The organism is Pseudonocardia xinjiangensis (genome assembly GCF_050948425.1).
Lineage (GTDB): Bacteria > Actinomycetota > Actinomycetes > Mycobacteriales > Pseudonocardiaceae > Pseudonocardia > Pseudonocardia xinjiangensis.
The window spans coordinates 2,464,011-2,485,623 of record NZ_CP192009.1; the positions used below are offsets into that span (position 1 = coordinate 2,464,011).

26 protein-coding genes and 1 pseudogene are annotated in these 21,613 nt (G+C 72.5%); 9 read left to right on the plus strand and 18 right to left on the minus strand.

Annotated features, from left to right (window positions below; translation table 11 throughout):
- Positions 1 to 4: 4 nt before the first annotated feature.
- Both ACQPZA_RS11715 and ACQPZA_RS11720 read right to left on the minus strand, forming a co-directional pair.
- Positions 5 to 763 (minus strand): ABC transporter ATP-binding protein, encoded by a 759-nt coding sequence (locus ACQPZA_RS11715; RefSeq protein ID WP_433282769.1) that lies wholly within the window; start codon positions 761 to 763, stop codon positions 5 to 7.
- On the minus strand, positions 763 to 1,572 hold the full coding sequence (locus tag ACQPZA_RS11720; RefSeq protein WP_433282771.1) for an ABC transporter ATP-binding protein: 810 nt from the start codon (positions 1,570 to 1,572) through the stop codon (positions 763 to 765). The genes ACQPZA_RS11715 and ACQPZA_RS11720 overlap by 1 nt, the downstream gene beginning before the upstream one ends.
- A gap of 178 nt (positions 1,573 to 1,750) precedes the next feature.
- On the opposite strand from ACQPZA_RS11720, the gene ACQPZA_RS11725 reads away from it, so the two are divergent.
- Entirely contained in the window at positions 1,751 to 3,013 is a 1,263-nt protein-coding gene (locus tag ACQPZA_RS11725) for a PucR family transcriptional regulator (protein WP_433280427.1), read from the plus strand.
- Between the two features lie 93 nt (positions 3,014 to 3,106).
- Here the strand turns inward: ACQPZA_RS11725 and ACQPZA_RS11730 are convergent, their stop codons facing one another.
- From ACQPZA_RS11730 to ACQPZA_RS11755, 6 genes are all read right to left on the minus strand, one after another.
- Positions 3,107 to 4,297, minus strand: a complete 1,191-nt coding sequence (locus ACQPZA_RS11730) for a winged helix DNA-binding domain-containing protein (protein WP_433280429.1) — start codon at positions 4,295 to 4,297, stop codon at positions 3,107 to 3,109.
- 62 nt (positions 4,298 to 4,359) lie between these two features.
- Entirely contained in the window at positions 4,360 to 4,926 is a 567-nt protein-coding gene (locus ACQPZA_RS11735; protein WP_169399659.1) for a GTP-binding protein, read from the minus strand.
- Positions 4,916 to 5,398 (minus strand): DUF742 domain-containing protein, encoded by a 483-nt coding sequence (locus tag ACQPZA_RS11740; protein WP_433280431.1) that lies wholly within the window; start codon positions 5,396 to 5,398, stop codon positions 4,916 to 4,918. The genes ACQPZA_RS11735 and ACQPZA_RS11740 overlap by 11 nt, the downstream gene beginning before the upstream one ends.
- Positions 5,293 to 5,697, minus strand: coding sequence for a roadblock/LC7 domain-containing protein (locus ACQPZA_RS11745; protein WP_433280433.1), 405 nt, complete (start codon positions 5,695 to 5,697; stop codon positions 5,293 to 5,295). Before ACQPZA_RS11745 ends, ACQPZA_RS11740 begins: the two co-directional genes overlap by 106 nt.
- Positions 5,694 to 7,736 (minus strand): ATP-binding protein, encoded by a 2,043-nt coding sequence (locus tag ACQPZA_RS11750; RefSeq protein ID WP_433280435.1) that lies wholly within the window; start codon positions 7,734 to 7,736, stop codon positions 5,694 to 5,696. The genes ACQPZA_RS11745 and ACQPZA_RS11750 overlap by 4 nt, the downstream gene beginning before the upstream one ends.
- 211 nt (positions 7,737 to 7,947) lie before the next feature.
- Positions 7,948 to 8,133 (minus strand): hypothetical protein, encoded by a 186-nt coding sequence (locus ACQPZA_RS11755; RefSeq protein ID WP_433280437.1) that lies wholly within the window; start codon positions 8,131 to 8,133, stop codon positions 7,948 to 7,950.
- 45 nt (positions 8,134 to 8,178) lie between these two features.
- Here ACQPZA_RS11755 and ACQPZA_RS11760 point away from each other — a divergent pair, with 45 nt between their 5' ends.
- The 3 genes from ACQPZA_RS11760 to ACQPZA_RS11770 are packed head-to-tail and all read left to right on the plus strand — an operon-like array spanning position 8,179 to position 9,756.
- Positions 8,179 to 8,976 carry a vWA domain-containing protein gene (locus tag ACQPZA_RS11760; protein WP_433280439.1) on the plus strand — a complete coding sequence of 266 codons (798 nt, stop codon included), beginning with the start codon at positions 8,179 to 8,181 and terminating at the stop codon, positions 8,974 to 8,976.
- A gap of 16 nt (positions 8,977 to 8,992) precedes the next feature.
- Positions 8,993 to 9,301 carry a hypothetical protein gene (locus tag ACQPZA_RS11765; protein WP_433280441.1) on the plus strand — a complete coding sequence of 103 codons (309 nt, stop codon included), beginning with the start codon at positions 8,993 to 8,995 and terminating at the stop codon, positions 9,299 to 9,301.
- Entirely contained in the window at positions 9,298 to 9,756 is a 459-nt protein-coding gene (locus ACQPZA_RS11770; protein WP_433280443.1) for a hypothetical protein, read from the plus strand. The genes ACQPZA_RS11765 and ACQPZA_RS11770 overlap by 4 nt, the downstream gene beginning before the upstream one ends.
- Positions 9,757 to 9,761: 5 nt before the next feature.
- Here the strand turns inward: ACQPZA_RS11770 and ACQPZA_RS11775 are convergent, their stop codons facing one another.
- Complete coding sequence (locus ACQPZA_RS11775; protein WP_433280444.1) at positions 9,762 to 10,106, minus strand: hypothetical protein; 345 nt, start codon at positions 10,104 to 10,106, stop codon at positions 9,762 to 9,764.
- Positions 10,107 to 10,412: 306 nt separating this feature from the next.
- Between ACQPZA_RS11775 and ACQPZA_RS11780 the strand changes: the two genes are divergently transcribed.
- Positions 10,413 to 11,627, plus strand: coding sequence for a serine hydrolase domain-containing protein (locus ACQPZA_RS11780; protein WP_433280446.1), 1,215 nt, complete (start codon positions 10,413 to 10,415; stop codon positions 11,625 to 11,627).
- Between the two features lie 41 nt (positions 11,628 to 11,668).
- Here the strand turns inward: ACQPZA_RS11780 and ACQPZA_RS11785 are convergent, their stop codons facing one another.
- From ACQPZA_RS11785 to ACQPZA_RS11795, 3 genes are all read right to left on the minus strand, one after another.
- Positions 11,669 to 13,144: a DUF222 domain-containing protein gene (locus tag ACQPZA_RS11785; protein WP_433280448.1), complete on the minus strand. Its 1,476-nt coding sequence runs from the start codon at positions 13,142 to 13,144 to the stop codon at positions 11,669 to 11,671.
- Between the two features lie 331 nt (positions 13,145 to 13,475).
- The gene (locus ACQPZA_RS11790) at positions 13,476 to 13,952 is read right to left on the minus strand and encodes a hypothetical protein (RefSeq protein ID WP_433280450.1); all 477 of its coding nucleotides are present in this window, start codon (positions 13,950 to 13,952) and stop codon (positions 13,476 to 13,478) included.
- Between the two features lie 85 nt (positions 13,953 to 14,037).
- Positions 14,038 to 15,375 (minus strand): FAD-dependent oxidoreductase, encoded by a 1,338-nt coding sequence (locus ACQPZA_RS11795; RefSeq protein WP_433280452.1) that lies wholly within the window; start codon positions 15,373 to 15,375, stop codon positions 14,038 to 14,040.
- Positions 15,376 to 15,462: 87 nt separating this feature from the next.
- On the opposite strand from ACQPZA_RS11795, the gene ACQPZA_RS11800 reads away from it, so the two are divergent.
- Positions 15,463 to 16,071, plus strand: coding sequence for a PadR family transcriptional regulator (locus ACQPZA_RS11800; protein ID WP_433280454.1), 609 nt, complete (start codon positions 15,463 to 15,465; stop codon positions 16,069 to 16,071).
- A gap of 84 nt (positions 16,072 to 16,155) precedes the next feature.
- Here ACQPZA_RS11800 and ACQPZA_RS11805 read toward each other — a convergent pair whose 3' ends face one another.
- The 5 genes from ACQPZA_RS11805 to ACQPZA_RS11825 are packed head-to-tail and all read right to left on the minus strand — an operon-like array spanning position 16,156 to position 17,490.
- On the minus strand, positions 16,156 to 16,521 hold the full coding sequence (locus tag ACQPZA_RS11805) for a hypothetical protein (protein WP_433280456.1): 366 nt from the start codon (positions 16,519 to 16,521) through the stop codon (positions 16,156 to 16,158).
- A gap of 2 nt (positions 16,522 to 16,523) precedes the next feature.
- A complete protein-coding gene (locus ACQPZA_RS11810) occupies positions 16,524 to 16,856 on the minus strand; it encodes a hypothetical protein (protein WP_433280458.1) in 333 nt (110 codons plus the stop codon).
- Positions 16,822 to 17,106, minus strand: coding sequence for a hypothetical protein (locus ACQPZA_RS11815; protein WP_433280460.1), 285 nt, complete (start codon positions 17,104 to 17,106; stop codon positions 16,822 to 16,824). The genes ACQPZA_RS11810 and ACQPZA_RS11815 overlap by 35 nt, the downstream gene beginning before the upstream one ends.
- Positions 17,106 to 17,348: a hypothetical protein gene (locus tag ACQPZA_RS11820; protein ID WP_433280462.1), complete on the minus strand. Its 243-nt coding sequence runs from the start codon at positions 17,346 to 17,348 to the stop codon at positions 17,106 to 17,108. The genes ACQPZA_RS11815 and ACQPZA_RS11820 overlap by 1 nt, the downstream gene beginning before the upstream one ends.
- Positions 17,349 to 17,361: 13 nt before the next feature.
- On the minus strand, positions 17,362 to 17,490 hold the full coding sequence (locus tag ACQPZA_RS11825; protein ID WP_433280464.1) for a hypothetical protein: 129 nt from the start codon (positions 17,488 to 17,490) through the stop codon (positions 17,362 to 17,364).
- Between the two features lie 666 nt (positions 17,491 to 18,156).
- Between ACQPZA_RS11825 and ACQPZA_RS11830 the strand changes: the two are divergent.
- Positions 18,157 to 18,848: pseudogene (locus ACQPZA_RS11830) on the plus strand (vWA domain-containing protein).
- Positions 18,849 to 18,863: 15 nt separating this feature from the next.
- Here the strand turns inward: ACQPZA_RS11830 and ACQPZA_RS11835 are convergent.
- Entirely contained in the window at positions 18,864 to 19,826 is a 963-nt protein-coding gene (locus tag ACQPZA_RS11835) for an aldo/keto reductase (protein WP_433280466.1), read from the minus strand.
- Positions 19,827 to 19,890: 64 nt separating this feature from the next.
- Between ACQPZA_RS11835 and dhaK the strand changes: the two genes are divergently transcribed.
- A complete protein-coding gene (gene dhaK / locus ACQPZA_RS11840; protein ID WP_169400220.1) occupies positions 19,891 to 20,892 on the plus strand; it encodes a dihydroxyacetone kinase subunit DhaK in 1,002 nt (333 codons plus the stop codon).
- Positions 20,893 to 20,944: 52 nt separating this feature from the next.
- Complete coding sequence (gene dhaL, locus ACQPZA_RS11845) at positions 20,945 to 21,586, plus strand: dihydroxyacetone kinase subunit DhaL (protein WP_433280469.1); 642 nt, start codon at positions 20,945 to 20,947, stop codon at positions 21,584 to 21,586.
- Positions 21,587 to 21,613: the final 27 nt, after the last annotated feature.

Here is a 21,613-nt window from a genome sequence, read left to right on the forward strand (position 1 = left end):
CTGATCAGAAGCCGAGGTAGGCGTGGCGGAGACCGTCGTCCGCGGCGAGCGCGGCGGCGTCGTCGCGGGCCACCACGCGCCCCAGGTTGAGCACGACGCCGACGTCGGCGATCGAGAGGGCGCTGCGCGCGTTCTGCTCGACGAGCAGCACGGTGACCCCGTCGCTGTCGACGAGGTCGCGCAGCAGCCCGAAGATCTGCGCGACGATCCGGGGCGCCAGTCCCAGCGACGGTTCGTCGAGCAGCAGGACGTCCGGGCCGGACAGCAGGGCCCGGCCGATCACGAGCATCTGCCGCTCCCCACCGGAGAGCACGTGCGCGTCGTGGCGGCGGCGCTGCGCCAGCGGCGGGAACATCTCGTACACCTGGGCCAGCCCGCGCTCGGTGCGCCGGCGGGACGCGCCGAGCATCGCCCCGAGGCGCAGGTTCTCCTCCACCGTGAGCTCGGTGATCACCCCGCGGCCCTCGGGGACGTGCGCGATCCCGGCGCGCGCGATCGCCTCGGCGGGGGCGTGGGTGAGGTCGGTGCCGTCGAGCAGCACCTGTCCCGCCGCGGGCCGGACCAGGCCGGAGATCGTGCGCAGCAACGTCGACTTGCCTGCCCCGTTGGCGCCGAGCACGGCGGTGACCTGGCCCCGCTCCGCGCTGATGTCGACGGCGTCGAGCGCCGTGACCGGGCCGTAGGACGTGGTGAGGCCGGAGATCTCCAGCGTTCCGGTACTCGGTGCCGACGATGGTGCTGACGTCGAGCCTGCACGCTCCATCACGAGTGCGTGGCCTCCTCGCCCAGGTAGGCGTCGATCACCGCGGGGTCGTCGCGGACCTCGTCGGGGGTGCCGTCGGCCACGACCTTGCCGAAGTCGAGCACCGTGATCCGGTCGCAGACCGCCATCACCAGGTCCATGTGGTGCTCGACCAGCACCACCGACATGCGGTCGGTCAAGGTCCGGATCAGCTCGCCCAGCTCGGTCATCTCGTCGCTGCCCAGGCCGCTCGCGGGCTCGTCGAGCAGCAGCAGGTCGGGTTCTCCTGCGAGCGCGCGGGCCAGGGCCACCCGTTTCTGCACCGGGTAAGGGAGGCTCCCGGGCAGTCGGTCGGCGTAGCCGTCGGCGCCGAGCTCGGTGAGGGCGGCCATCGCACGCTCGCGCAGCGCCCGCTCGTCGCGGTCGGAGCGGGCCAGGGCGAACAGGGTGGCGGCGAAGCCGGCGCGCCGGTGCCGGTCGGCGCCGACCATCACGTTCTCCACCACGGTCAGCCCGCGGAAGAGCCCGACCCCCTGCAGCGTGCGGGCGATGCCCATCCCCGCGAGCCGGTGCGGACGCAGGTCGCGCACCGGCCGCCCGTGGCGCAGCACGGTGCCCGTGTCGGGGCGGACGAAGCCGCAGCAGACGTTGAAGAGCGTGGTCTTGCCCGCACCGTTCGGCCCGATCACACCGTGCACCTGACCCGGCCCGACGGCCAGGGAGACGTCGTCGAGCGCGACGAGGCCGCCGAACCGGACCCCGACGCCGCTGACGGCGAAGACGGCCGAGACGTCCGGGGACGCCGTCGGCCCGGTGGGTGATGTCGACACTGACACGTGGGCGTCTCCCGGGGTGCGGGCGGCGGTGACCGCGATCACTGGGTAGCCCCACTTTGGGCGCAGCGCCCAGCGCGCACCATGTGCACATCGCCCAGGATCGGGGCCGCGGAACTGGGCAGCGCGCCCGTATGGGTGGACGGCGCTGTGCGGGCTGCTGCACAGTGCGGGGATGCTGCCCACCCGGCGGGGCGCCGGTGAGAACCGCCCCGACACCGGAACCCGCTCCGGCACCGGGGGCCGGCCGCTGCCGCCCGAGTCCGCGGACGCGCTGCGGGTGCTCGGCGGCGTCCTGATCGACGAGGTCGACGGGCTCGCCGACCGGTTGACGGTGATGGTGCTGCACCGCGAGCCGACCTACGCCGAGCTGGACATGGTGGAGGAGCTGCGCGGTGCCTGCCGGGCCAACATGGAGCGCGGGGTGCAGACGCTCGCCGAGCAGGTGCCGGGCGGGGTGGACCCGGAGGACACCTCGCGGCAGACCGGCAGGCGCCGCGCCCGTCAGGGCGTGCCGCTCGAGGTGGTGCTGCGCGCCTACCGGCTCGGCGGGCGCGTCATGTGGGAAGCGCTGCTGAGCACCTCCCGCGGCCGGTTCTCCGGGCGGTACGACACCGCGCTGCTGGACGCCGCGAGCTACGTCTGGCGCGTCAACGACCGCAGTGCCACCGCGCTCGTGGAGGCCTACCGGCTGGAGGAGCTGCGTTTGCAGAGCCACGACCTGAGCAGGCGCCACGCCGTGCTGGACGGTCTCATCGAGGGCCGCGGGGGCGACCCGGCGTTCCTGCGGGACGCGGCGACGGTGCTCGGGCTGCCCGAGCGCGGCCCGATGCTGTGCGTGGTGACGCCGGTGGAACCGTCGGGGGAGGACTCGCTGCGGTCGCCGCAGGAGGCGCTGGCGCCGCTGGGCATCGTCTCGTCCTGGTTCCTGCGTCCCCGCGACGAGGTGGGGGTGGTGGCGCTCGGGTCCCGGCCGCCCGAGGTGGTGGCCGACGCGCTGCGCCCGTGCGTGGCGGGCCGGGTGGGTGTCTCCCCCGTGGTGGACGGGCTGGGCGCGATCGACGCGGGCTACCGGATGGCGCACACCGCCGCCCGCACGCTCGTGGGACCGGGCCTGGCGGTGCTCGACGAGCGGCTGCCCGAAGCGCTGCTGGTGGACAGCCCGGAGCTGGTGCCACGCGTCGTGCGCACCGCACTCGGCGGGCTGCTCGACCTGCCCCCCGCCGACCGCGACACGCTGCTGGAGACGCTGCGGGAACTGCTGGCGAACGGCGGCTCCCCGACCCATGCGGCGGCGGCGCTGTTCTGCCACCGCAACACGGTGATCTACCGGGTGCGCCGGATCGAGGCGGCCACCGGCCGCTCCATCGCCGACCCGAGGGACCGCCTCCTGCTCACCCTCGGCGTGCTGGCCGCGCAGTCGAGCGGCCTCCCCTGACCGGTGGGCCTCGCGGTACCCCTAGGTTCAGGAAAGCCACTTTCCTGCCCTCTGCGGGCCTGAAAGTGGCTTTCCTGAACTTCCGGGGTCCCGTCAGGGGAGGGTGGTGAGCTCGCGTTCCAGGGGGGTGCGGAAGCGGGGGGTCACCCGGACGTCGCCGATCCGGGCCGAGAGCCGCTCGGCCGTCGCGTGGACGGCCGTGGTCGCCTCGGTGCCGATGTCCTCCAGCAGCCGCAGCGCGACCGTCCCGTCGGCGCGTTGCGCCCAGCCGCCCACGATCCGCCCGTCGCTCCAGACGGTCGGACCGATGTTGCCGCTGCGGTCGAACAGGGCCGCCTTGTGGGGGCCGAGGTACCAGCCGCGGTCCTGCCAGCCCATCGCCGTCGGGTCCAGCCCGGGCAGCAGCGCCACCCACGGCTCGGGCTGCGCGACGGGCTCGACGTCGTCGGGCAGCACCACGCCGGGGACGCCGTCGAGGTCCACCGCGACGGCGCCGACCGCGGTGAGCGCGGCGCGGGTGCGGGCCATGGTCCAGCCCGTCCACCACTTCAGGTCGGCCACCGGGGCGGGGCCGAACGCGGTGAGCCAGCGGCGCGCGAGCTCCGCGTGGGCGGCGGCCGGGTCCAGCTCAGGCATCCCGCCCGGCCACCACGCCGACGTCGGTGACCAGCGGTACTGCGTGGACGTCCACCCGCCGAGGGGACGGCCGCGGGCGATGTGGCCGTCCGCGGCGAGTACCAGCAGCGCCCGGCTCGTCATGTTCTGCGGGGTGTCATCGGGGGGCACGACGATCCGGGTGCGCAGGCGCGGCTCGTCGGTCACCAGTTCGACCGCGGTGGCCTCACCCCGCGCGACCAGCGCCCGCAACGCCGACGCCTCGACGTCGGCGAGCCACACCGCCGGGTCCTCGGCCACCCCGGCACGCTCGAGGTGCTGCACGAGCTTGCGGCGTTGCACCGCGGCCACGTCGAGCGTGCACGCGGCCTGCAGGACCGGTGCGACGTCGAGCGCCGTCACCCAGACCGTGCGCCGCATCGACAGCATCCGCACCAGCGCGCGCTCGTCGTGCAGGGCCCGCTCGACCGTGGGAGCAGCGGCGTCGGACCGGGCGAGCACCGCCAGCACGACGGACGCGGGGTCCGTGGCGTGCAGCGCGACGAGTGCGTCGGCCACGCCCACCACCCCGGCCACCGAGTCCGGGGCGGCGTGGCCGGGAGCGAGCCGGTGCCGCCGCCCGAGCCGGGCCCGCCGCTGCGCCGTGCCGATCCGCAGTTCTCCCGTCACCCGGGGATCATGACGCACCCGGGTAGCCGCGCAGGTGGGTGCCCGGCGCCGCAGCGGCGCCGTCAGCCGGCGACCGTGGTGCGCTCCAGTGCGTGCTCGACCAGCGCGATGATCGTCGCGAGACACGAGCCGTCGCTGCGGGCGTCCATCCGCACTACCGGCACGTCGGGTGCCAGCGCGAGTGCCTCCCGCACGGTCTCCGCGGAGAATCCGGTGGTGCCGGGGAAGTCGTTCAACGCCACGACGAACGGCAGCTGCCGGTTCTCGCAGTAGTCGACCGCGGGGAAGCAGTCCTCGACCCGGCGCAGGTCGACGAGCACGACGGCGCCGACGGAGCCGCGGGCGAGCTCGTCCCACATGAACCAGAAGCGGTCCTGCCCCGGCGTGCCGAACAGGTAGAGGATCAGCGCGTCGTCGACGGTGATCCGGCCGAAGTCCATCGCGACCGTGGTGGTGTTCTTGCCCGGGACCGCCGCGATGTCGTCGACCCCCACCGACGCCGCGGTCAGCGGCTCCTCCGTCAGCAGCGGCGGGATCTCCGACAGCGCCCGCACGAGCGTGGTCTTGCCCACCCCGAAGCCGCCGGCCACGACGACCTTCAGCGGGATCGGCCCGTTGTCATCGCGCACGGAGACCCGCCAGCAACCGGTTCAGCACCTCCGCGGCGGGGCGCCCGCCGACGCCTGCCGGTGCCGGGGCGTGCACCACGAGGTAGCCGGAGTCGGCCAGGTCGCTCACGAGCACCCGGGCCACCCCGACCGGGACGCGCAGCGCCGCTCCGACCTCCATGAGCGACACCGGTCGTCCTGCCAGCTCGATGATCATCCGATGCTCTTTCTGCAGGTCACCGGCCCAACGGTCGGTCGCGAGGACGAGGGACTCGACCGGCAGGTCACGTCCTGAGGATCGGGTGCGGCCTCCGGTCACGGCGTACACGGGCACGACCCGGTCGTCGCGGCGCCCCGAGTCGGTATGTCGTGCCGGTTCGTCCGGGGTCACTGCGGGGAGCCTCCGGCGTCGGCCCTGGTCGCCGGGGTCAGCGCGTGCCCCACCCGGGAGGCCAGCATGGTCATCTCGTAGCCGACCATCCCCATGTCGCACCGCCGCCCGGCGTGCACGGCGAGGGTGGCGCCGTGGCTGATCGCCGTGACGAACAGGTAGCCGTCGTCCATCTCGAGGATCGTCTGGGTCACCGGGCCCGCGCGCAGCAGGAGTGCCGTGCCCTTGGCCAGGCTGACCAGTCCGGACGCCGCAGCGGAGAGCTGGTCGGCCAGGCCATCGGCCATCCCCGGGGAGGTCGCGAGCCGCAGGCCGTCGCCCGAGACGACCAACGCCTGCACGACCCCCGGTGTCTCCCGAGCGAACTCCACGAGCAGCCAGTCGAGCGGCCTGCCGATCACGACCGCCCCGCGTTCTCGGTGGCGGCGAGCGCGGCGAGCCGGCTGGCCTGGTACCGCGACAGAGCCCCGACTGCCTCGGCGCGGCGCGGGGGGACGGCCACCTCGGGCTCGGGTCCGAGGGGTTCGCGCAGCTCCGGCGCGAGGCTGGCCTGCGGGACCCGCCGGCGCAGGACACGCTCGCCGGAGTCGGGGGGCGGCGCGCCCCGGGGCGCCGGGACCGGGCGGGGCGGATCGGCGCGAGGTGGGGCCGCTGACGGCGCGGGGCGTGGGGCCGGGACAGCGGCGGGGCGCGGGGTGCGCTCGGTCGCTCCAGGCGGCGGGGACGGGGGCGGGGCGGCTCGCTGCGGGACGGGGTCGGTTGCCGGTGGGGGTGGGGTCGGCACCGGCGCTGCGGGGCGGGAGGCTGGGCTTCCGGTAGCCGGGGGTGGGGTGGGGACCGGAGCGGTTCGCTGCGGGGCAGGGTCGTTCGCCGGAGGCTGCGGGGCGGGGTCCGTCGCCGGAGGCTGGGGATCGGGCCCGGTGCCGGCCGCTTGCGGCACCGGCTCCGTGACCGGGACAGTGCCGGCCGGGCGCGGGCCGGGGATGGTCGCAGCCGCGTGCAGGCCCGGGGCCGTCGCAACCGGCCGCGGGGCCGGGACCATCACGGCCAGCAGAGCGGGCTCCGTCCTGGCCTCGGCGTTCTGGTCCCACCAGCCTTCCCAGGTCCCCTCGTGCCCGACGGGATCGGGTTCGGCACGCCGGGGCGGCGGGGCGAGCATCGGGACGAGCCGCGGCGACTCCATCACCCCGGCGGGCAGCGCGATCACGGCGGTGACACCGGACCCGGGGCTGGCGGTGAGCGAGACGCGGATGCGGTGCCGGACGGCGAGCCGGGCGACGACGTGGAACCCCAGACGCTGTGCGACCGAGACGTCGACCTCGGGCGGGTCGGCGAGCAGCGCGTTCGCCGACGCCAGCTCGTCCCGGGGCATCCCGACACCCCAGTCCTCCACCGTGACCAGCTGCCCGCCGCGGCCGCCGCGGTCGGGGCAGGTGCGGATGGTCACGACGGTGTCGGGCGGGGAGAACCGCACGGCGTTCTCGGTGAGCTCGGCGATCAGGTGCGTCAGGTCGGTGACGGTCTGCCCGGACACCGCCGGCTGCTCGTCGACGACCAGCACGACACGATCCAGGTGCTCGGTCTCCGCCACCGCCGCCCGCAGCACGTCGCGCAGCGGCACGGGCTCGCTCCACGTGCGGGACGGCTTCTCGCCCGAGAGCACCAGCAGGCTCTCGACGTTGCGCCGGACGCGGGTGGCGAGGTGGTCGAGCTCGAACAGCTCGGCCAGCGCGTCGGGGTCGCGCTCGGACTCCTCGAGCTGGTTGAGGATGTCGAGCTGGCGGTAGAGCATGCTCTGGTTGCGCCGCGCGAGGTTCACCAGCAGGTCGGAGGTGAACTGGCGGCGGCTGATCTCCACGTTCGCGAGCCGGCGGGACAGGATGTCCTTCTCCCGCTGTGACTCCTCCGTGATCCGCCAGAACAACATCATTCCCGCGCAGGCGAACAGAACGGCGATGCCGTGGATCGCCGACCAGAGCCACGGATTCCCCTGCCCGGCCGGGTGGTTGAAGATCAGGTTCTGGTGCCAGCCGGAGCCGATCCCGTGGCTGACCACCGTGAAGACGATGTTGAAAAGGAAAGGCGCCCAGTCCTGGTAGAGGGCGATGAACCCGATGATGATGAAGAAATGGAAGTGGGCCTCGATGGCGCCGCCGGACAGTCCCACCAGTGCGGCCGAGGAGTAGACGAGCCCCGCCGTCACCAGCACCGACGCCGCCCGCCGACGCTGCCGTAGCCGGGAGCCGAGCAGAAGGCAGACCAGCGGCGTGACCAGCACGTACAGCACCGTGAGCGGTGAATGTCCGATGAGCACGCCGAACAGCCCGAGGCCTGGGACGTGCGCGGCGAGCACTGCCAGCAGGAGCCGGTGGCGGCGTTGCCAGTCCCGTTCACCGATGTTGTAACCGCGGGGGAGCGTATCGAGGACTGATCTCCACATCGTGCGTTGCACCGTTTCTGAGACCTCGTCACTGGGGAGTCGCCCGGGGGAGCGGCGGACGAGCGGCGAGGCTACAACCATCTGACGCCACGTGAGCAACCGCTCACGGAATGCACGCGAAATTGCACGCGGCCGGCCCATCGTGCGCACCCTGGATGCAGTAGTGCGACTAGGTGGAACGGGGGAGATGGGGGCCGCGGATCCGGCCCGGTCAGCTCCAGATGGTGACGTACACCGGCGGCCGGAACCGCGACGGCGGCACGCCCGCACCGGGGGAGCGCAGCAGCTTCATCGCCTCCGGGGTGAGGAAGTGCCGCAGGGACGCGGCGGCCACCGAGCGCCGGTCGACGGGCGGCGTGGTGGCATGCCAGCACAGCTCCATCGGGGTTCCCGGCATGTCCACGACCTGCAGCTCGCGTCTGCGCAGCTGGTGGACGGCGAGGTGGGCGATCCCCGGGGCGACGCCGGCCCCGCGCGCCGCGGCGTCCCACGCCGCAAGTCGTTCGCCGCCTGCACTCCCGACGAGCTCGCCGCGCTGCGGCGGATCATGGAGCAGGTGCGGCTCACGCCGCCGCGGCGCCGCACCCGCCGCACCCGCCCGTCGTCGCGGGGTCGCCGTCCCGACCTGCGCCGGACCGTGCGGGAGTCGCTGCGGATGCACGGGGAGCCGGTCCACCTGCGATGGCAGCGGCGACAGGTCAAGCTCCGGCCGCTGGTACTCGTCCTCGACGTCTCGGGTTCGATGGCCGACTACTCGCGCGCGCTCCTGCAGTTCGCCCACTCGGCGCGGCGGGCGGCGCAGCGGGTCGAGGTGTTCTGCTTCGGCACCCGGCTGACCAGGATCACCGTGCCGTTGCAGCGGCGCAGCCCCGACCAGGCGTTGGCGGATGCCGCTGACCTGGTCGTCGACTGGGAGGGCGGCACCCGCATCGGCGACTGCATCGACGAGTTCGTGCGGGGCTGGGGCCGGCGCGGCGTGTGCCGCGGGGGAGTGGTCGTGATCTGCTCCGACGGGCTGGACCGCGGTGCTCCCGACACGCTGGCCACCGCCATGGAACGGCTGGGGCGGCTGTGCCACCACATCGTCTGGATGAACCCGCACAAGGGCGACGACTCGGGCTACCGGCCGCAGACGGTCGGCATGATGGTCGCCGAGCCGCACATCGACGTCCTGTTGTCCGGGCACGACCTGAGCAGCCTCACCGAGCTCGCGGTGCTGCTGCCGAAGCTGGCGCGGTGAGAGGGGAAGCGCGGACATGGTGAGGTGGAGCGTCGGCATCGAGGCCGAGGGCGACCGCGTGATGGAGCTCGAGGAGGTCGTCGAGCTGGCCGACGCCGTCGCCCCGAGCGGTGGCATCGCCACCGGGATCGGCACCACGCGCTACGGCGCCCAGCTCGTGGTGCTGGCCGACACCCGCGACGAGGCCGTCGAGAAGGGCCGCGCGGAGTTCGCGGCGGCGGTGGCGAAGGCGGGGCTGCCCGGCTACCCGGTGGTCCGGGTGGAGGCGGTGAGCGAGGACGAGGACATGGACGCCGACCCCGATCTTGGCGCTGCGGGCGGATGATCCGCCTCGGCTCCCTCGCGGGATACGCGTTCTCCGGGCCCCGCGTGCTGGGCGGCTGGACGCCTCCCGCGCGGCCGGGGGTATATGCCGTCCTCTACAAGCCCGATCCCGAGACGAAGCCCGAGAAGTACGCGGTGATCTACGTCGGGCACGCGGACGACCCCGCGGCGGAGGGCTTCCCGTTCCGGCACCGGCGGGCCCACTGCTGGACGCAGCGGGCCGGTTCGAAGTGGAAGGTGCACATCGCTTTCCTGGAGGTGCCCGGTGGCAACCGTTCCCACCGGGAGATGATCACCAACGAACTGGTGGCGGTGTACCACCCGTTCTGCAACGAGCAGCAGTACGACAACTCCTGGCGCGACGAATGGATCGGCGAGTACTCCGACGCCCCCAACACGGCCCCGCTGCCCCCGCACCGAACCGGAGATCAGGCCGGCCGGGGTGATCCTGCGTAGCGGGCTCAGCCCTCCGCGTCGGAGAACTTCTCCGCGAGATCGCGGTGCCTGGCTGCGACCGGCTCCGCCTGGTCGGTGCTGACGATCGATCCAGGCATGCGGCTCAGCCGCTCGACATCCTCCGCGAAGCGCAGGTGCGCCAGCCGCGCGTGCTCACGGCAGGCGAGACACGTGACCCGATCCGGACGCGGAGAGGTCATCGCGTACGGCACCCGTAGCCCGCACCCGGTAGTGACGATGGTCGGCAGGTCAGCGGCCAGGCCGAACGTGGAGGTGATCACGTTGCGGACAGCGCCGTGGTCGTGGACCACCGTCGACTCGACATGGATGTGCGGATCGTTCCCGTCCATCTGTCCTCCTCACTCGCCGACCGGAGTGTTCCAGCCGGCCACGGAACGGGAGAACGGCACCGCCATGCGCGGTAACGTTCGTGGTCGGACTGACGAGACTTCGTGCACTGCGCCACCCAGGAAAAGGTCGAGCGGTACGGGCGAGAGGTGCCGAATCGCCCCTCGTCATGGCGGCGGCGCGCCGACCGCAGTGGACGGGAGACGGCCATGGACGCCCCACGCGTCCCGGTGCCTCCGCCGCGAGGCATACAGGTTCCACGGGCGATTCTCGCACTTCTCTGTCTCGCCGGAATCTGCACGGCGTGTATGTCACCGATCGCCTCCTCGCCGTCCTCGGCGCCGGGTTCGACGGATATCGCGAGTGCCGGACCGAACCCACCGTCGTCGACCGATCCGGCTGCCGCTGCCATGGTGATGAAGGTCGTCGCGGAAACGATGGCGAGCGATCACCTGAAAGCGGCGATCGTCAGCGTCACGGTGGACGGCAGGGAGATCGTCACCCAGGCCGTCGGTGAATCCATGACCGGCGTACCTGCGGCCACGAACATGCACTTCCGCAACGGTGCGGTCGCCATCTCCTACGTCTCCACGCTGCTGCTGCAACTCGTCGACGAGAAGAAGGTGAGCCTCGACGACAAGGTGGCGACGTGGCTGCCCGAGATCCCGTACACCGACAGGGTGACGCTGGGGCAGCTGGCCCAGATGACCTCGGGTTACGTGGACTACGTGAGCACCGCCGAACTGACCGACGCGCAGTACGCGGACCCGTTCCGCAGCGTCACCCCGCAGCAGCTCATCGCGATCAGCACGAAATACCCGCTCCTCTACGAGCCCGGAACGAACTGGAACTACTCGCACACGAACTACGTCATCCTCGGGCTGGCCCTGGAGAAGATCACCGGGAAGACCATGTCCGCGCTGATGCAGGACAAGGTGCTGGGCCCTCTCGGGCTCGACAACACGACCGATCCGGGAACGCCGGCGATCACCCAGCCTGCGTTGCACGCCTTCACCTCGGAGCGCCGGCAGGCTCTCAAGGTTCCCGCAGGGACGCCCTTCTACGAGGAGTCGACCTTCTGGAACCCGTCGTGGACCATCACCCACGGCGCCATCCAGACCACGGACATCCGTGATCTGCACACCACCGCCGTCGCCATCGGAACCGGGCAGCTCCTGTCGCCCGAGTCCTACCAGAAGATGGTGACGAAGGATCTGGTCGGCAGGACGACGACGCTGGACGGATGCACCACCTGCTTCCCCCAGTCCGCCGGCTACACCTACGGGCTCGGAATCGTCTCGTCCGGTAACTGGCTGATGCAGAACCCCCTTTTCAGCGGAGAAGCCGGAGCATTCGCCTACCTGCCCTCGCAGAAGGTGGCCATCGCCGTGGCCGTGACCTTCGACGAGGATGCTTTCGACCCGGTCACCGGTGCGTACAGCAACTCCGGCGATCTTCTGTGGCGGAGGATCGGAGCGGCGCTGGTTCCCGACGACGCCCCACCGATGCCGGCGGGCGGGTAGCGGCGCGAGCATCGACCGGCCTCGCCGTGGTGTCGGCCGGCTCAGAACGGTGGCTCCTCGTCATCGGTGGCTGTGGCCTTCTTCGGGACGCGGGGTTCGGTGAGTGGTGGTGGGTCGACGCGGTAGGTGTGGCCGCTGGGTGTGGTCCAGAGGATCGTGCCGTCGGGGTACTGGCTGACGCTCCAGCCCGGCATGCCCTTCAACCGGTGATGCGGCCGGCATTTTGGGCCGAGGTTCGCGGCCGATGTCGGGCCCTGGTCGGTGTCCGGGTCGAAGGGGATGTTGTGGTCGAGGTCGCACCGGTCCGCGGGTACGCGGCAGCCGGGGCCTTGGCAGTACCGGTGCCGGGCGATGAGGTGTTCGGTCAGGTGCGGGGGTGGGCGGTAGCGGGTGGTGCCGTAATCCAGTAACGCGCCGCTGAGGGGGTCGGTGACCAGCCGCCTCCAGACACTGTTCGGGTCGGCGGCGAGTTCGCGGGCGTGCTCGGCGGGGATGGGGCCGTATCCGGCGAGCTCACCAGGTTCGTTGGAGGTGCCGCGGAGGGTGTCGAGGGGGACGGTGACCCGGATCTGTATCGAGACCTTGTTGGTGACGGTGGGGACCCCACCCTCGGGCGCCAGCCCAGGCAGCCGCTCGGACCCAGATAGGGGTGGCGCCGGGCTGTCGGACCTGGTGGGGCTGTCGGTCGAGCAAGTGGTTGCCACCTCCGCAGCGGCGGCCTGTTGTCCCGCGGTGCTGCAGAACCCGGTCTCGCGCAACACCAGATCCACCAGCGCATCGGCCCGCCGGGCCGCCATCGGGCGTTCATCGGCGCTGCCGCAGCCGCGGGCGTGCTGATCGAGCACCGCGAACACCCCGACCGCCTCCGCCGCCGGCAACGTCGCAGACAGCGTGGCCATCCCATCGCGCTCCGGATACAACACCACAGCACGCTCGCGCCGCTTGCGCTCGCGACGCCGGGCGGCGGCGTCACCGTCGGCGCGCAGTACCGCCCGCCGCAGCGCGGCCCGCAGTTGCCCGGTGGTCTGCTGCGGCGCCCGCGCCAACACCTTCTGTTCCACCGCCGCAGCGGCCACAGGGTCGAGGTCGGTACAGGCCTCGGCGATGATCCGCGCCTTGGGCAGGGTGATCGCCCCGGCTTCCAGGGCGGCGAAGACGCCCGGGAACTCCTCCGCCAACTGCCGGGCTTCCCCGACCCGCCACGCGGTACCGCCGGGGGAGAGCCGCAGCATCATCCCGACCTCGGCCTGCGCGGACTCCACCGCCTGCGCCGCGGTCAGACCCGCAGCCGGAGCAGCCTCAGCGGCCGCGACGAGCTGGGCGATCTCGGCGTACTGGCGGGCCTGCGCCCAGGCGATGACCTTCTCCCAGGCCCCGATCCGCTCCAACTGCTCGAACCCGTCCACGGGTGGTCCGGCCTGATCGAGGATCAGCACCGCCATGCCGTCGGGAGCGACCTCGGTCCACGCCAGTGGCGCGGACCGCGGCACCAGCCGGTGAGTGTCGATCTCGAACATACGTTCGATTATACGGCCCGCCACCGACAGTTCCGCTCCTCGTCCTAGCGGGCCGCCTGGGGAAGTTCTCCACGGGCGCGGCGCCGGACGGACCTGCGGCGAGCGCATCCGGATTGTCGCTCGGTGGGCCCCGGCGTATGTGGCCAAAGCTTCGCTCGGCACTGCCTCGCGAAGAGGATGTAGTCAAAGGAAGTTCCACGCGTGAGCCGGCGCAGTCGATGCGCGGGCACTTCGCGAGCAGCCTGCTCGACGTGGGTGCGGAACGCCCCACCGCCAAGCCGATCCGGCGCTGCTGAGGGGGCGAGGAGCCCGATCACGCAACTCCGGAAGGTTACGAAGTCCGATTGAGGTGCTCGGTATCGGAGCTCCACAACTGAAGGAGCCACTCTTCTGGATCTCTGTCTGGTTCGTCCTCATCCCCTCCGGCGAGTACGGGTCCGCGCCGATAGGCTCGAACGACGTATGTCCCAGCCTCGGGCAGCTCGATCCTCAGCTCGTCAGGAGTTGCCGTGACGCCATCCAGGGTGAGAGACGTCTGGGTTGCCTCCAGCGCTCCTTCGAACGAATCGTCATAGCCGGGAACGTGCTCGGGGGCCGCGCTCCAGAGTTCCACGTGAACGCGGCAGTGACGATTCCCGCGGCCACAATACAGCTGGATCATGCCGATTCCTGGAGTGGCAATGTCATCGGTGCCGATCGCTCGTCGGCCATCGGCCCTGTCGGGGTGCTCGTAATCGCAGAGGACCATATGATGAAACTCGCAGGTCAGAGTCCCGTCGACCTCTAGGTACTTCTGTGCTTCGGCCATCAGGGCTCCGGGGATGGGTGGCCGGCGCTCGGCCTGGGTCGCAGCAGCCATGCTCTCCGACCCGTTCGTCCCGTCACCTCCGCCGTCACCCCTCCTGCCGACCATGCCCCCGATCCGCGCCCTGCGCCGCGGCCATCCGCCGCTTGACGGCCGGGAGGTGGTTCACCACCCGCATGCCGGTGCGTATCCCGGCCAGCGCGAGGCGGCCGACCACGGGCTTGTAGAGGGCGGCGTCGCCGTCGAAGCGTTCCAGGGACTTCGCCACGAGTGGCCAGGCGTAGTCGTGCATCTGCCGTTCGTAGGCGGCGACCGCGTCGAGCACCGGGGTGCCGTCCCGGTCGGCTGTGGTGAGGGCGTCGGCCAGGATCCGGGCGTCGCGCAACGCGGTGTTGGCGCCCACGCCGAGCCCCGGGGTCATCGTGTGGATCGCGTCGCCGATCAGGGTGACCGAGCTGGATGGCCACGGCTCCACCGGCTCCGAGGTGCGGACGTTGACGGGGAAGCAGGTCGAGGGATCGGTGAGCCGGAACAGTTCGCGGAGGTCGGGGTGCCAGGTGGTCGTGGCGTCGAGCACGATGCGGTGCAGTGCGGCTCCGTCGAGGCGCATGAAGTCGGCCGGCAGGCGGCGGCGGTGGGCGCTGAAGCCCCAGCTGATGTAGTCGCGGGTGTTGTCGAAGGCCAGCCCGGGCCACGCGCGCAGCAGTTCGGCGTCGTTGCCGCCGATGCCGTGCTTCACCGTCCCGTCGTGGTCCCAGGGGAACTCCATCACGTGCAGGATGGCGCCGTTGCCGTGCGGTGCGTACACCATCGAGACGCCGCGCAGCACCCTCGGCGGTAGCAGCGCGCGGGTCTCGTCGGTCAGCGGGAGTTTGCCGGTGACGGCGAAGAGGCCGGTCTCCACGAGCCGGGCCTGCGGGAGGTGCTGGCGGCGCACCGCCGACGACGTGCCGTCGGCCCCCACGAGCAGATCGCCGGTCGCGTGGCTGCCGTCGGCGAAGAACGCGGTGACCGTGCCGTTGTCGTGCTGCTCGTACCGGACGAACTTCCGGTCGAACGACACGACGTCCTCGAGTCCGGTGAGCAGCACCTGGCGCAGGGTGATCCGGCTGACCGAGCACTCGTCGTCGGCGCTGGCGCCGAAGTCGCCGGTGCTCATGCCGAGCAGCTCCCTCATCCGCTCGTCGTACATCGTGAAGTAGGTGGGCGTGATGGCGACGGTCGCCCGGAACGTGTCGTACAGCGGCCCGGGCAGGCAGGCACGCAGGGCGCCTGCGCCGTCCGGGGAGATCCCCACCCGGTGGCCGAAGAGGCCGTCGGTCCTGGTCCGGTCGCGTTCGAAGACCTCCACCTCGACCCCCGCCCGGCGCAGTGCCTGGGCCAGGCACAGCCCTCCGGTGCCGGCGCCGACGACGAGTACCCGCATGTCGTTGCTCCCTGCTGTTCGACCATCACGACGCGGTTATAGTCGCATCAACACTAGTGTTAAAGCAACTAGTGTTAGCGTGACCGCATGGCGTCGACGTTCCGCCGCTCCCCGCTCGCGCTGGCCGTCCTCGGGCTGCTCGAAGCCGGTCCGCTGCACCCGTACGGCATCCAGCAGCTCGTCCGGCAGTGGGGCAAGGACCAGGTCATCAACGTCGGGCAGCGGGCGACGCTCTACAAGATGATCACCAGGCTCCGCGACGCGGGACTGATCGAGGTGCAGGGCACGGGGCGCGACGAGCAGTACCCGGAGCGCACGATCTACCAGGTCACGCCGGAGGGACGGGCGGTCGGCCGGGAGTGGCTCGCCGAGATCCTCTCGACGCCGCGCAACGAGTTCCCCGAGTTCCCGGCCGCGTTGTCGTTCCTCCCGATGCTCACCCCCGACGAGGCCGCCGAGCTGCTCGAACAGCGCCGCGAACGGCTGGTGCAGCGGCTCGCGGAGCTGGACGCGGGGATCGCCGTGGCGACCGACGCCGGCCTGCCCCGCGTCACCGTGGTGGAGGGGGAGTACGTCCGCGCCGTCACCGTCGCCGAGCTGCGCTGGGTGGGCGAGTACCTCGACGACCTGCGCGACGGGTCGGCGCGCTGGACCCGTGACGAGCTCGCGGCCTGGGCGGACGCCCCGCAGCCCTGACCAGGCCGCCCCGCACACGGGAACGCCACGTTCACACCCCTCGTGACGTGAACGTGGCGTTCCGGCGGGCCCGCGAAGCCCTCCTCAGTGCCGGGCCGGACCCCCGAACCCGACGGCCTCGAGCAGGCGGGAGCGACGCTGCCCGGTGGCGGGCGTGGCCACCCTCGGACGCTCGGGGTTGGGCGAGACCTTCGCGATGATCTGTTCGGCGAAGCCGTAGAGCAGGGGGAGTGCGCCCGCCACGACACCGCCCGAGCGGTTGATGTGCTTCAGTCCGGGCCGGATCACCGAGGCGTCCTCGACGATCTTCTGCACCAGTTCGTCACCGGCTTCGAGGGTGGTGGCGATCCGGGCCAGCAGCGAGCCCGTCCAGTACAGGAAGAACGCCAGCCCGGCGATCAGCACGACGATCTCGACGACGGTCAGGACGATCAGCGTCGACTCCGACATGACTAGACGCTCCCTTCGGGGCCGGCGGCACTTCCGGCCGGGGTGGGGATGGTGCCGACCGCGCGCCCGAGGAACAGGTGGTGCTGCAGACCCTCCGCGAGCACGAGGTCGAGCCCGTCCCCGGTGGTGGGGATCAGCGTGGTGTCCGCCGTGTTGGCGGTGATCGCGGTGAGGGTGCCGCCGATCGCGGTGGTGTGGCGGTCGATCCGCTTGACGAACGCGATGAGCATGCTGAGCAGCACGACCACCGCGACGATGACGACCAGGCCGATCACCAGGATCACCGTCCAGTACGTGATCTCACCGGAGGAGAGCGGCCCAGGAGAAGTGGACACGGTCAGCCTCCCAGCCGCGCGCGGCCGCGCGCTGCAGGCCACCGATGATCGCGGTGGCGTGGTCGATGGTCTGGTGCAGGCCGGCGAGGCCCGCCGTGTGGACGCGGGCCCGGTTCAGCTCCACGTCGAGCTCCTGGGCCTGCGTGCCGATCTCGTGGGCGAGCACCAGGATCGGCGTCACCAGCGCGACGACGACCACGACCACCACCAGCCCGATGACCAGGCCGAGGGTCCATCCGAAGGGAACCATCACAACTCGCTCCTCACACCGTCTCGGTCCAGGCCCGCACGGGGGCGAGGTTCGCGTTCACCGACGGCACCACCCTCGGGCACCGTGCGGGTGCGGTCGGCGACCGTGCGCACGCCGCCGAGCAGGGCGCCGAGCGTGGTGTGCATGTGGCGCAGGTGCAGGATCACCCGCAGCAGGCCGACCGCCGTGACGGCGATGATCAACGCGGCGATCACGATCGTGACCCAGGCGACCACAGGCATGGTCTCGTCCCCCCTACTTCGCCGGGGGCAGCGCCGCGACGCTGCCCGCGTACCTCGTGGCGCCGACGGCGATCTGCTCGACCGTGGCGTCGGTCGTGGCGAGCAGTTCGGGCACGCCCTCCACCTCGCCGACCAGCTCCACGCCGTGGACGAGGAGGTCGTCGGCCGCCGTACGACGAGGACGCCCGGCTGGCCCGCGCGACTGGCCTCGGCTCGCTGGTGTCCGGTGCCTGACGGGCCGGGCGGCTGCGCTGCAACCCGGTGGGGCCCCGGGCGGCGCCGGGTGACCCGCGGCGATCTCCCCGCGCTCGTGGCCCGGTTCACCGCGGTCTGCCACGACGCCGGGCTGCCCGTCGGGCCGGACCGGGCGGCGCGGTTCGCCCGTGCCGTCGTCGAGGTCGCGCCGACCACGACGCGGCGGCTGCGACACTGCGCCGTGGCCACCCTCGTCTCCCACCCGGAGCAGCTCCCGCTGCTCGACCGCGTGTTCGCGGCGGTCTTCGAGGGCGTGGCCGACGACGCCGGACCGCGCGGGGACCCGAACGCCCCGCCCCTCGCCGCGGCACCGGCGACCGCGCCCTCCGGGGGTGACCCGCAGGGTGACCAGGCCACGGGCGGGGGCATGCCGCGTGCGGCGGCTCCGACCGGCGAACGGGCGCAGCGGGAGGCGCCCCTCCGGGCCTCGGCGGCGGCTACGGAACGTCTCGCCGGGCGGGAGTTCGAGGCGCTCTCGGCGCCGGAGCTCGCCCGCCTGACCGGCGCGATGCGGGCGCTGCGCTTGGCCACGCCGGTCCGCCGGAGCCGCCGCATGCGCCGGGCCTCCCACGGGGAGCGCATCGACCTGCGCTCCACACTGCGCGAGGCCGGGCGCACCGGGGGCGACCCGGTGCGCCTCGCCCGCCGTCGCGCCCGCGCCCGCCCGCGGCGGCTGGTGGTGCTCTGCGACATCTCCGGCTCGATGGAGCCCTACGCCCGCGCCCTGATCCAGCTGCTCTACTGCGCCGCGGGCGCGCAGCGCGCCGTGGTGTTCACCTTCGCCACCCGGCTGACCAGGCTGACCAAGGCGCTGGCCCGCTCCACCCCGGCCGTCGCGCTGCGCCGGGCGGCGCTGTTGGCCCCCGACTGGTCCGGCGGCACCCGCATCGGCGAGGCATTGGCCGGTTCAACGACGAGTACGGGCGCCGCGGGATGGCCCGCGGCGCGGTGGTGCTCATCCTGTCCGACGGGTGGGAGACCGGTGACCCCGAGCAGCTGCGCCGGGAGATGGCCCGCCTGCGGCAGGTCGCGTACCGGATCGTCTGGGCCAACCCGCGAACCCGCCACCCGGACTACCGGCCGCTCGCCGGCGGCATGGCGGCCGCGTGGCCGTACTGCGACGAGGTGGTCAGCGCCCACAGCCTCGACGCACTCGGCCCCCTCGTGACGGCGCTGGCCGGCCCACGCGGAAGTTCAGGAAAGCCACTTTCAGGCCCCCACAGGGCAGGAACGTGGCTTTCCTGAACCTCGGGGGGGGCTTCAGCTCCAGGCGCGGGATGCGCGCGCTGACCAGTAGGTCTTCGGGTCCTCCGCCAGCTCGCCCAGCTCGGCCAGCACGTCCTCGGGCAGCTGCACCGCGGCGGCCGCCGCGTTGCTCTCCACCTGCGCGGGGGTGACCCCACCGGAGAGCACGGACCACGCCCATGGCTGGGCCAGTGCGGCGCCGAGCGCGAGCTGGTCGAGGGGGACGCCGAGCCGCTCGGCGATCTCCACGACGCGGGGCGGGGTGTCCGACGCGCCCGGGGTGAGCCGCCCGTTCGCGACCCCCTCCTTGACGATCACCAGAGCGCCCCGGGCGGCGGCCTCGGCCAGCGCGGGGCCGACGGACTGCTCCAACAGGTTCCAGGTGGCCTGGATCGAGGTGAACAGCGGGGCGCCGTCCACCTCCACATCCAGGGCCTTGAGCACCGCCTCCGGCTGGCCCGGGCCCGACGTGGACACGCCCACCCGCACCCCGCGGTCGCGCAGCGCGGCCAGCGCCCGGTGCAGCGCGGTGTCGTCCAGGACGCCGGTGTCGAGCGTGGCGGAGTGCACGTGATAGATGGCCAAGCGCGGCCCGAGCAGCGCCGCGGTCTCGGCCAGCTGCTCGGTGAAGGCGGCGAGCGAGTGGTCCTTCACCTCGTGGACGGGCACGTCGAGCTGCCATCCGCCGACGTACCGGTAGCCCCATTTCGACCCGATCACCACATCGTCGATCTCGGGGTGGGCGGCGAGCCAGCCGGCGAGGAACTCCTCGGCGCGCCCGTAGGAACGCGCAGCGTCGAGATAGCGCACGCCTGCGGCGTACGCGGTGTCGAGCACCGCCGTGGTGCGGGCCCGTAGCTCCTCGATGCTCCGATGTCCGCCGAGGTCCAAGGCGCGCCCGGAGGTGATGTACGCGGGGCGGGCGACAGCGGCCAAGCCGATGCCCACGCCGATCGGAGCGGTAGTGCCTGCACCCACAGCGGCGTAGCTTACGCCGGAGGTAGTTCGACTTTCACTGATGATCTGTCGAAGAGGGACCGCTGTGAAAAAGCTGATCAACGACCCGGCCGACGTCGTCTCGGAAGCTCTGCTCGGGATGGCCGCGGCGCATCCCGAGCTGCGGATCGACCACGAGAACAAGATCATCTACCGGGCCGACGCACCGGTCCAGGGGAAGGTCGCGCTGGTGTCCGGCGGCGGCTCGGGCCACGAACCCCTGCACGGTGGTTTCGTCGGTCCCGGCATGCTCGACGCCGCCTGCGCGGGTGAGATCTTCACCTCGCCCGTGCCCGAACAGGTGATGGCGGCCACCCGCGGCGTGGACGGCGGTGCCGGGGTGCTGCACATCGTCAAGAACTACACCGGCGACGTGATGAACTTCGACATGGCGGCCGAGCTCGCCGCCGCCGAGTCCGGCGTCGAGGTGGTGGCCGTGGTCACCGACGACGACGTCGCGGTGCAGGACAGCCTGTACACGGCCGGTCGGCGGGGCGTCGGGGTCACCGTGCTGGTCGAGAAGATCGCCGGAGCGGCCGCGGCCGAGGGACGGGACCTGGCCGCGGTGGCCGACGTCGCCCGCCGGGTCGACGCCGCGGGACGCAGCATGGGCATGGCGCTCACGTCGTGCACCGTGCCCGCCGCCGGGCGCCCCACGTTCGACCTGCCCGACGACGAGATCGAGATCGGCATCGGGATCCACGGCGAGCCCGGGCGCCGCCGGGTGCCCACCGCGCCCGCCCGCGAGGTGGCCGAGATGCTCGTCGAGCCGATCCTGAGCGACCTGGACTTCACCGGTGGTGACGGCGTGCTCGCGTTCGTCAACGGGATGGGCGGCACCCCCCTCCTGGAGCTCTACCTCATGTACAACGAAGTGGCGACGATCCTGGCGAAGTCCGGGGTGACCGTCGTCCGGTCGCTGGTGGGGCCCTACATCACGAGCCTGGAGATGGCGGGCTGCTCGGTGACCTTGCTGAAGCTGGACGAGGACATGCTGCGGCTCTGGGACGCGCCGGTGCGCACGCCGGGGCTGCGCTGGGGCGTGTAAATGCCCCATGGCGAGCGAGAGGACAGGGACGTCTGATGGGCTGGAGAGCGTGATGGCCGACTCGACCGCGACGATCGACGCCGCCGGGATCGATCGCTGGATCCGGGCGTTCGCCACCGCGGTGGCCGAGAACGAGGGGATGCTCACCCGGCTCGACTCGGCGATCGGCGACGCCGACCACGGGTCCAACCTCGCCCGCGGGCTGAAGGCCGTGCTCGCGAAGCTCGACGGGAGCCCGCCGGAGGGTCCCGCCGCGCTGCTGAAGCAGACCGGCATGACGCTCGTGAGCTCCGTCGGGGGTGCCAGCGGCGCGCTCTACGGCACGTTCTTCCTGCGGATGGCCACCGCTGCCGGGGCCACCGATGCGCTCGACCAGGCCGGGTTCGCGGCCGCGCTCCGCGCCGGGGTGGACGGGATCGTCGCGCGGGGCAAGGCGGAGGCGGGCGACAAGACGATGTACGACGCCCTCGCGCCCGCTGTCGACGCGCTCGACGCGGCGCTGGGCGGGGAGGACTTCGCGGGTGCGCTGCGGGCCGCGGCCGCCGCGGCGGCCGCCGGGCGCGACGCCACCACTCCGTTGCAGGCCCGCAAGGGCCGGGCCAGCTACCTCGGCGAGCGGAGCATCGGCCACCAGGATCCGGGCGCCACGTCGGCCGCCATGCTGATCGCCGCGGCGGCGGACACGCTGGGATGAGCACGTCCGGGCCGCGGCGGCGGGAGG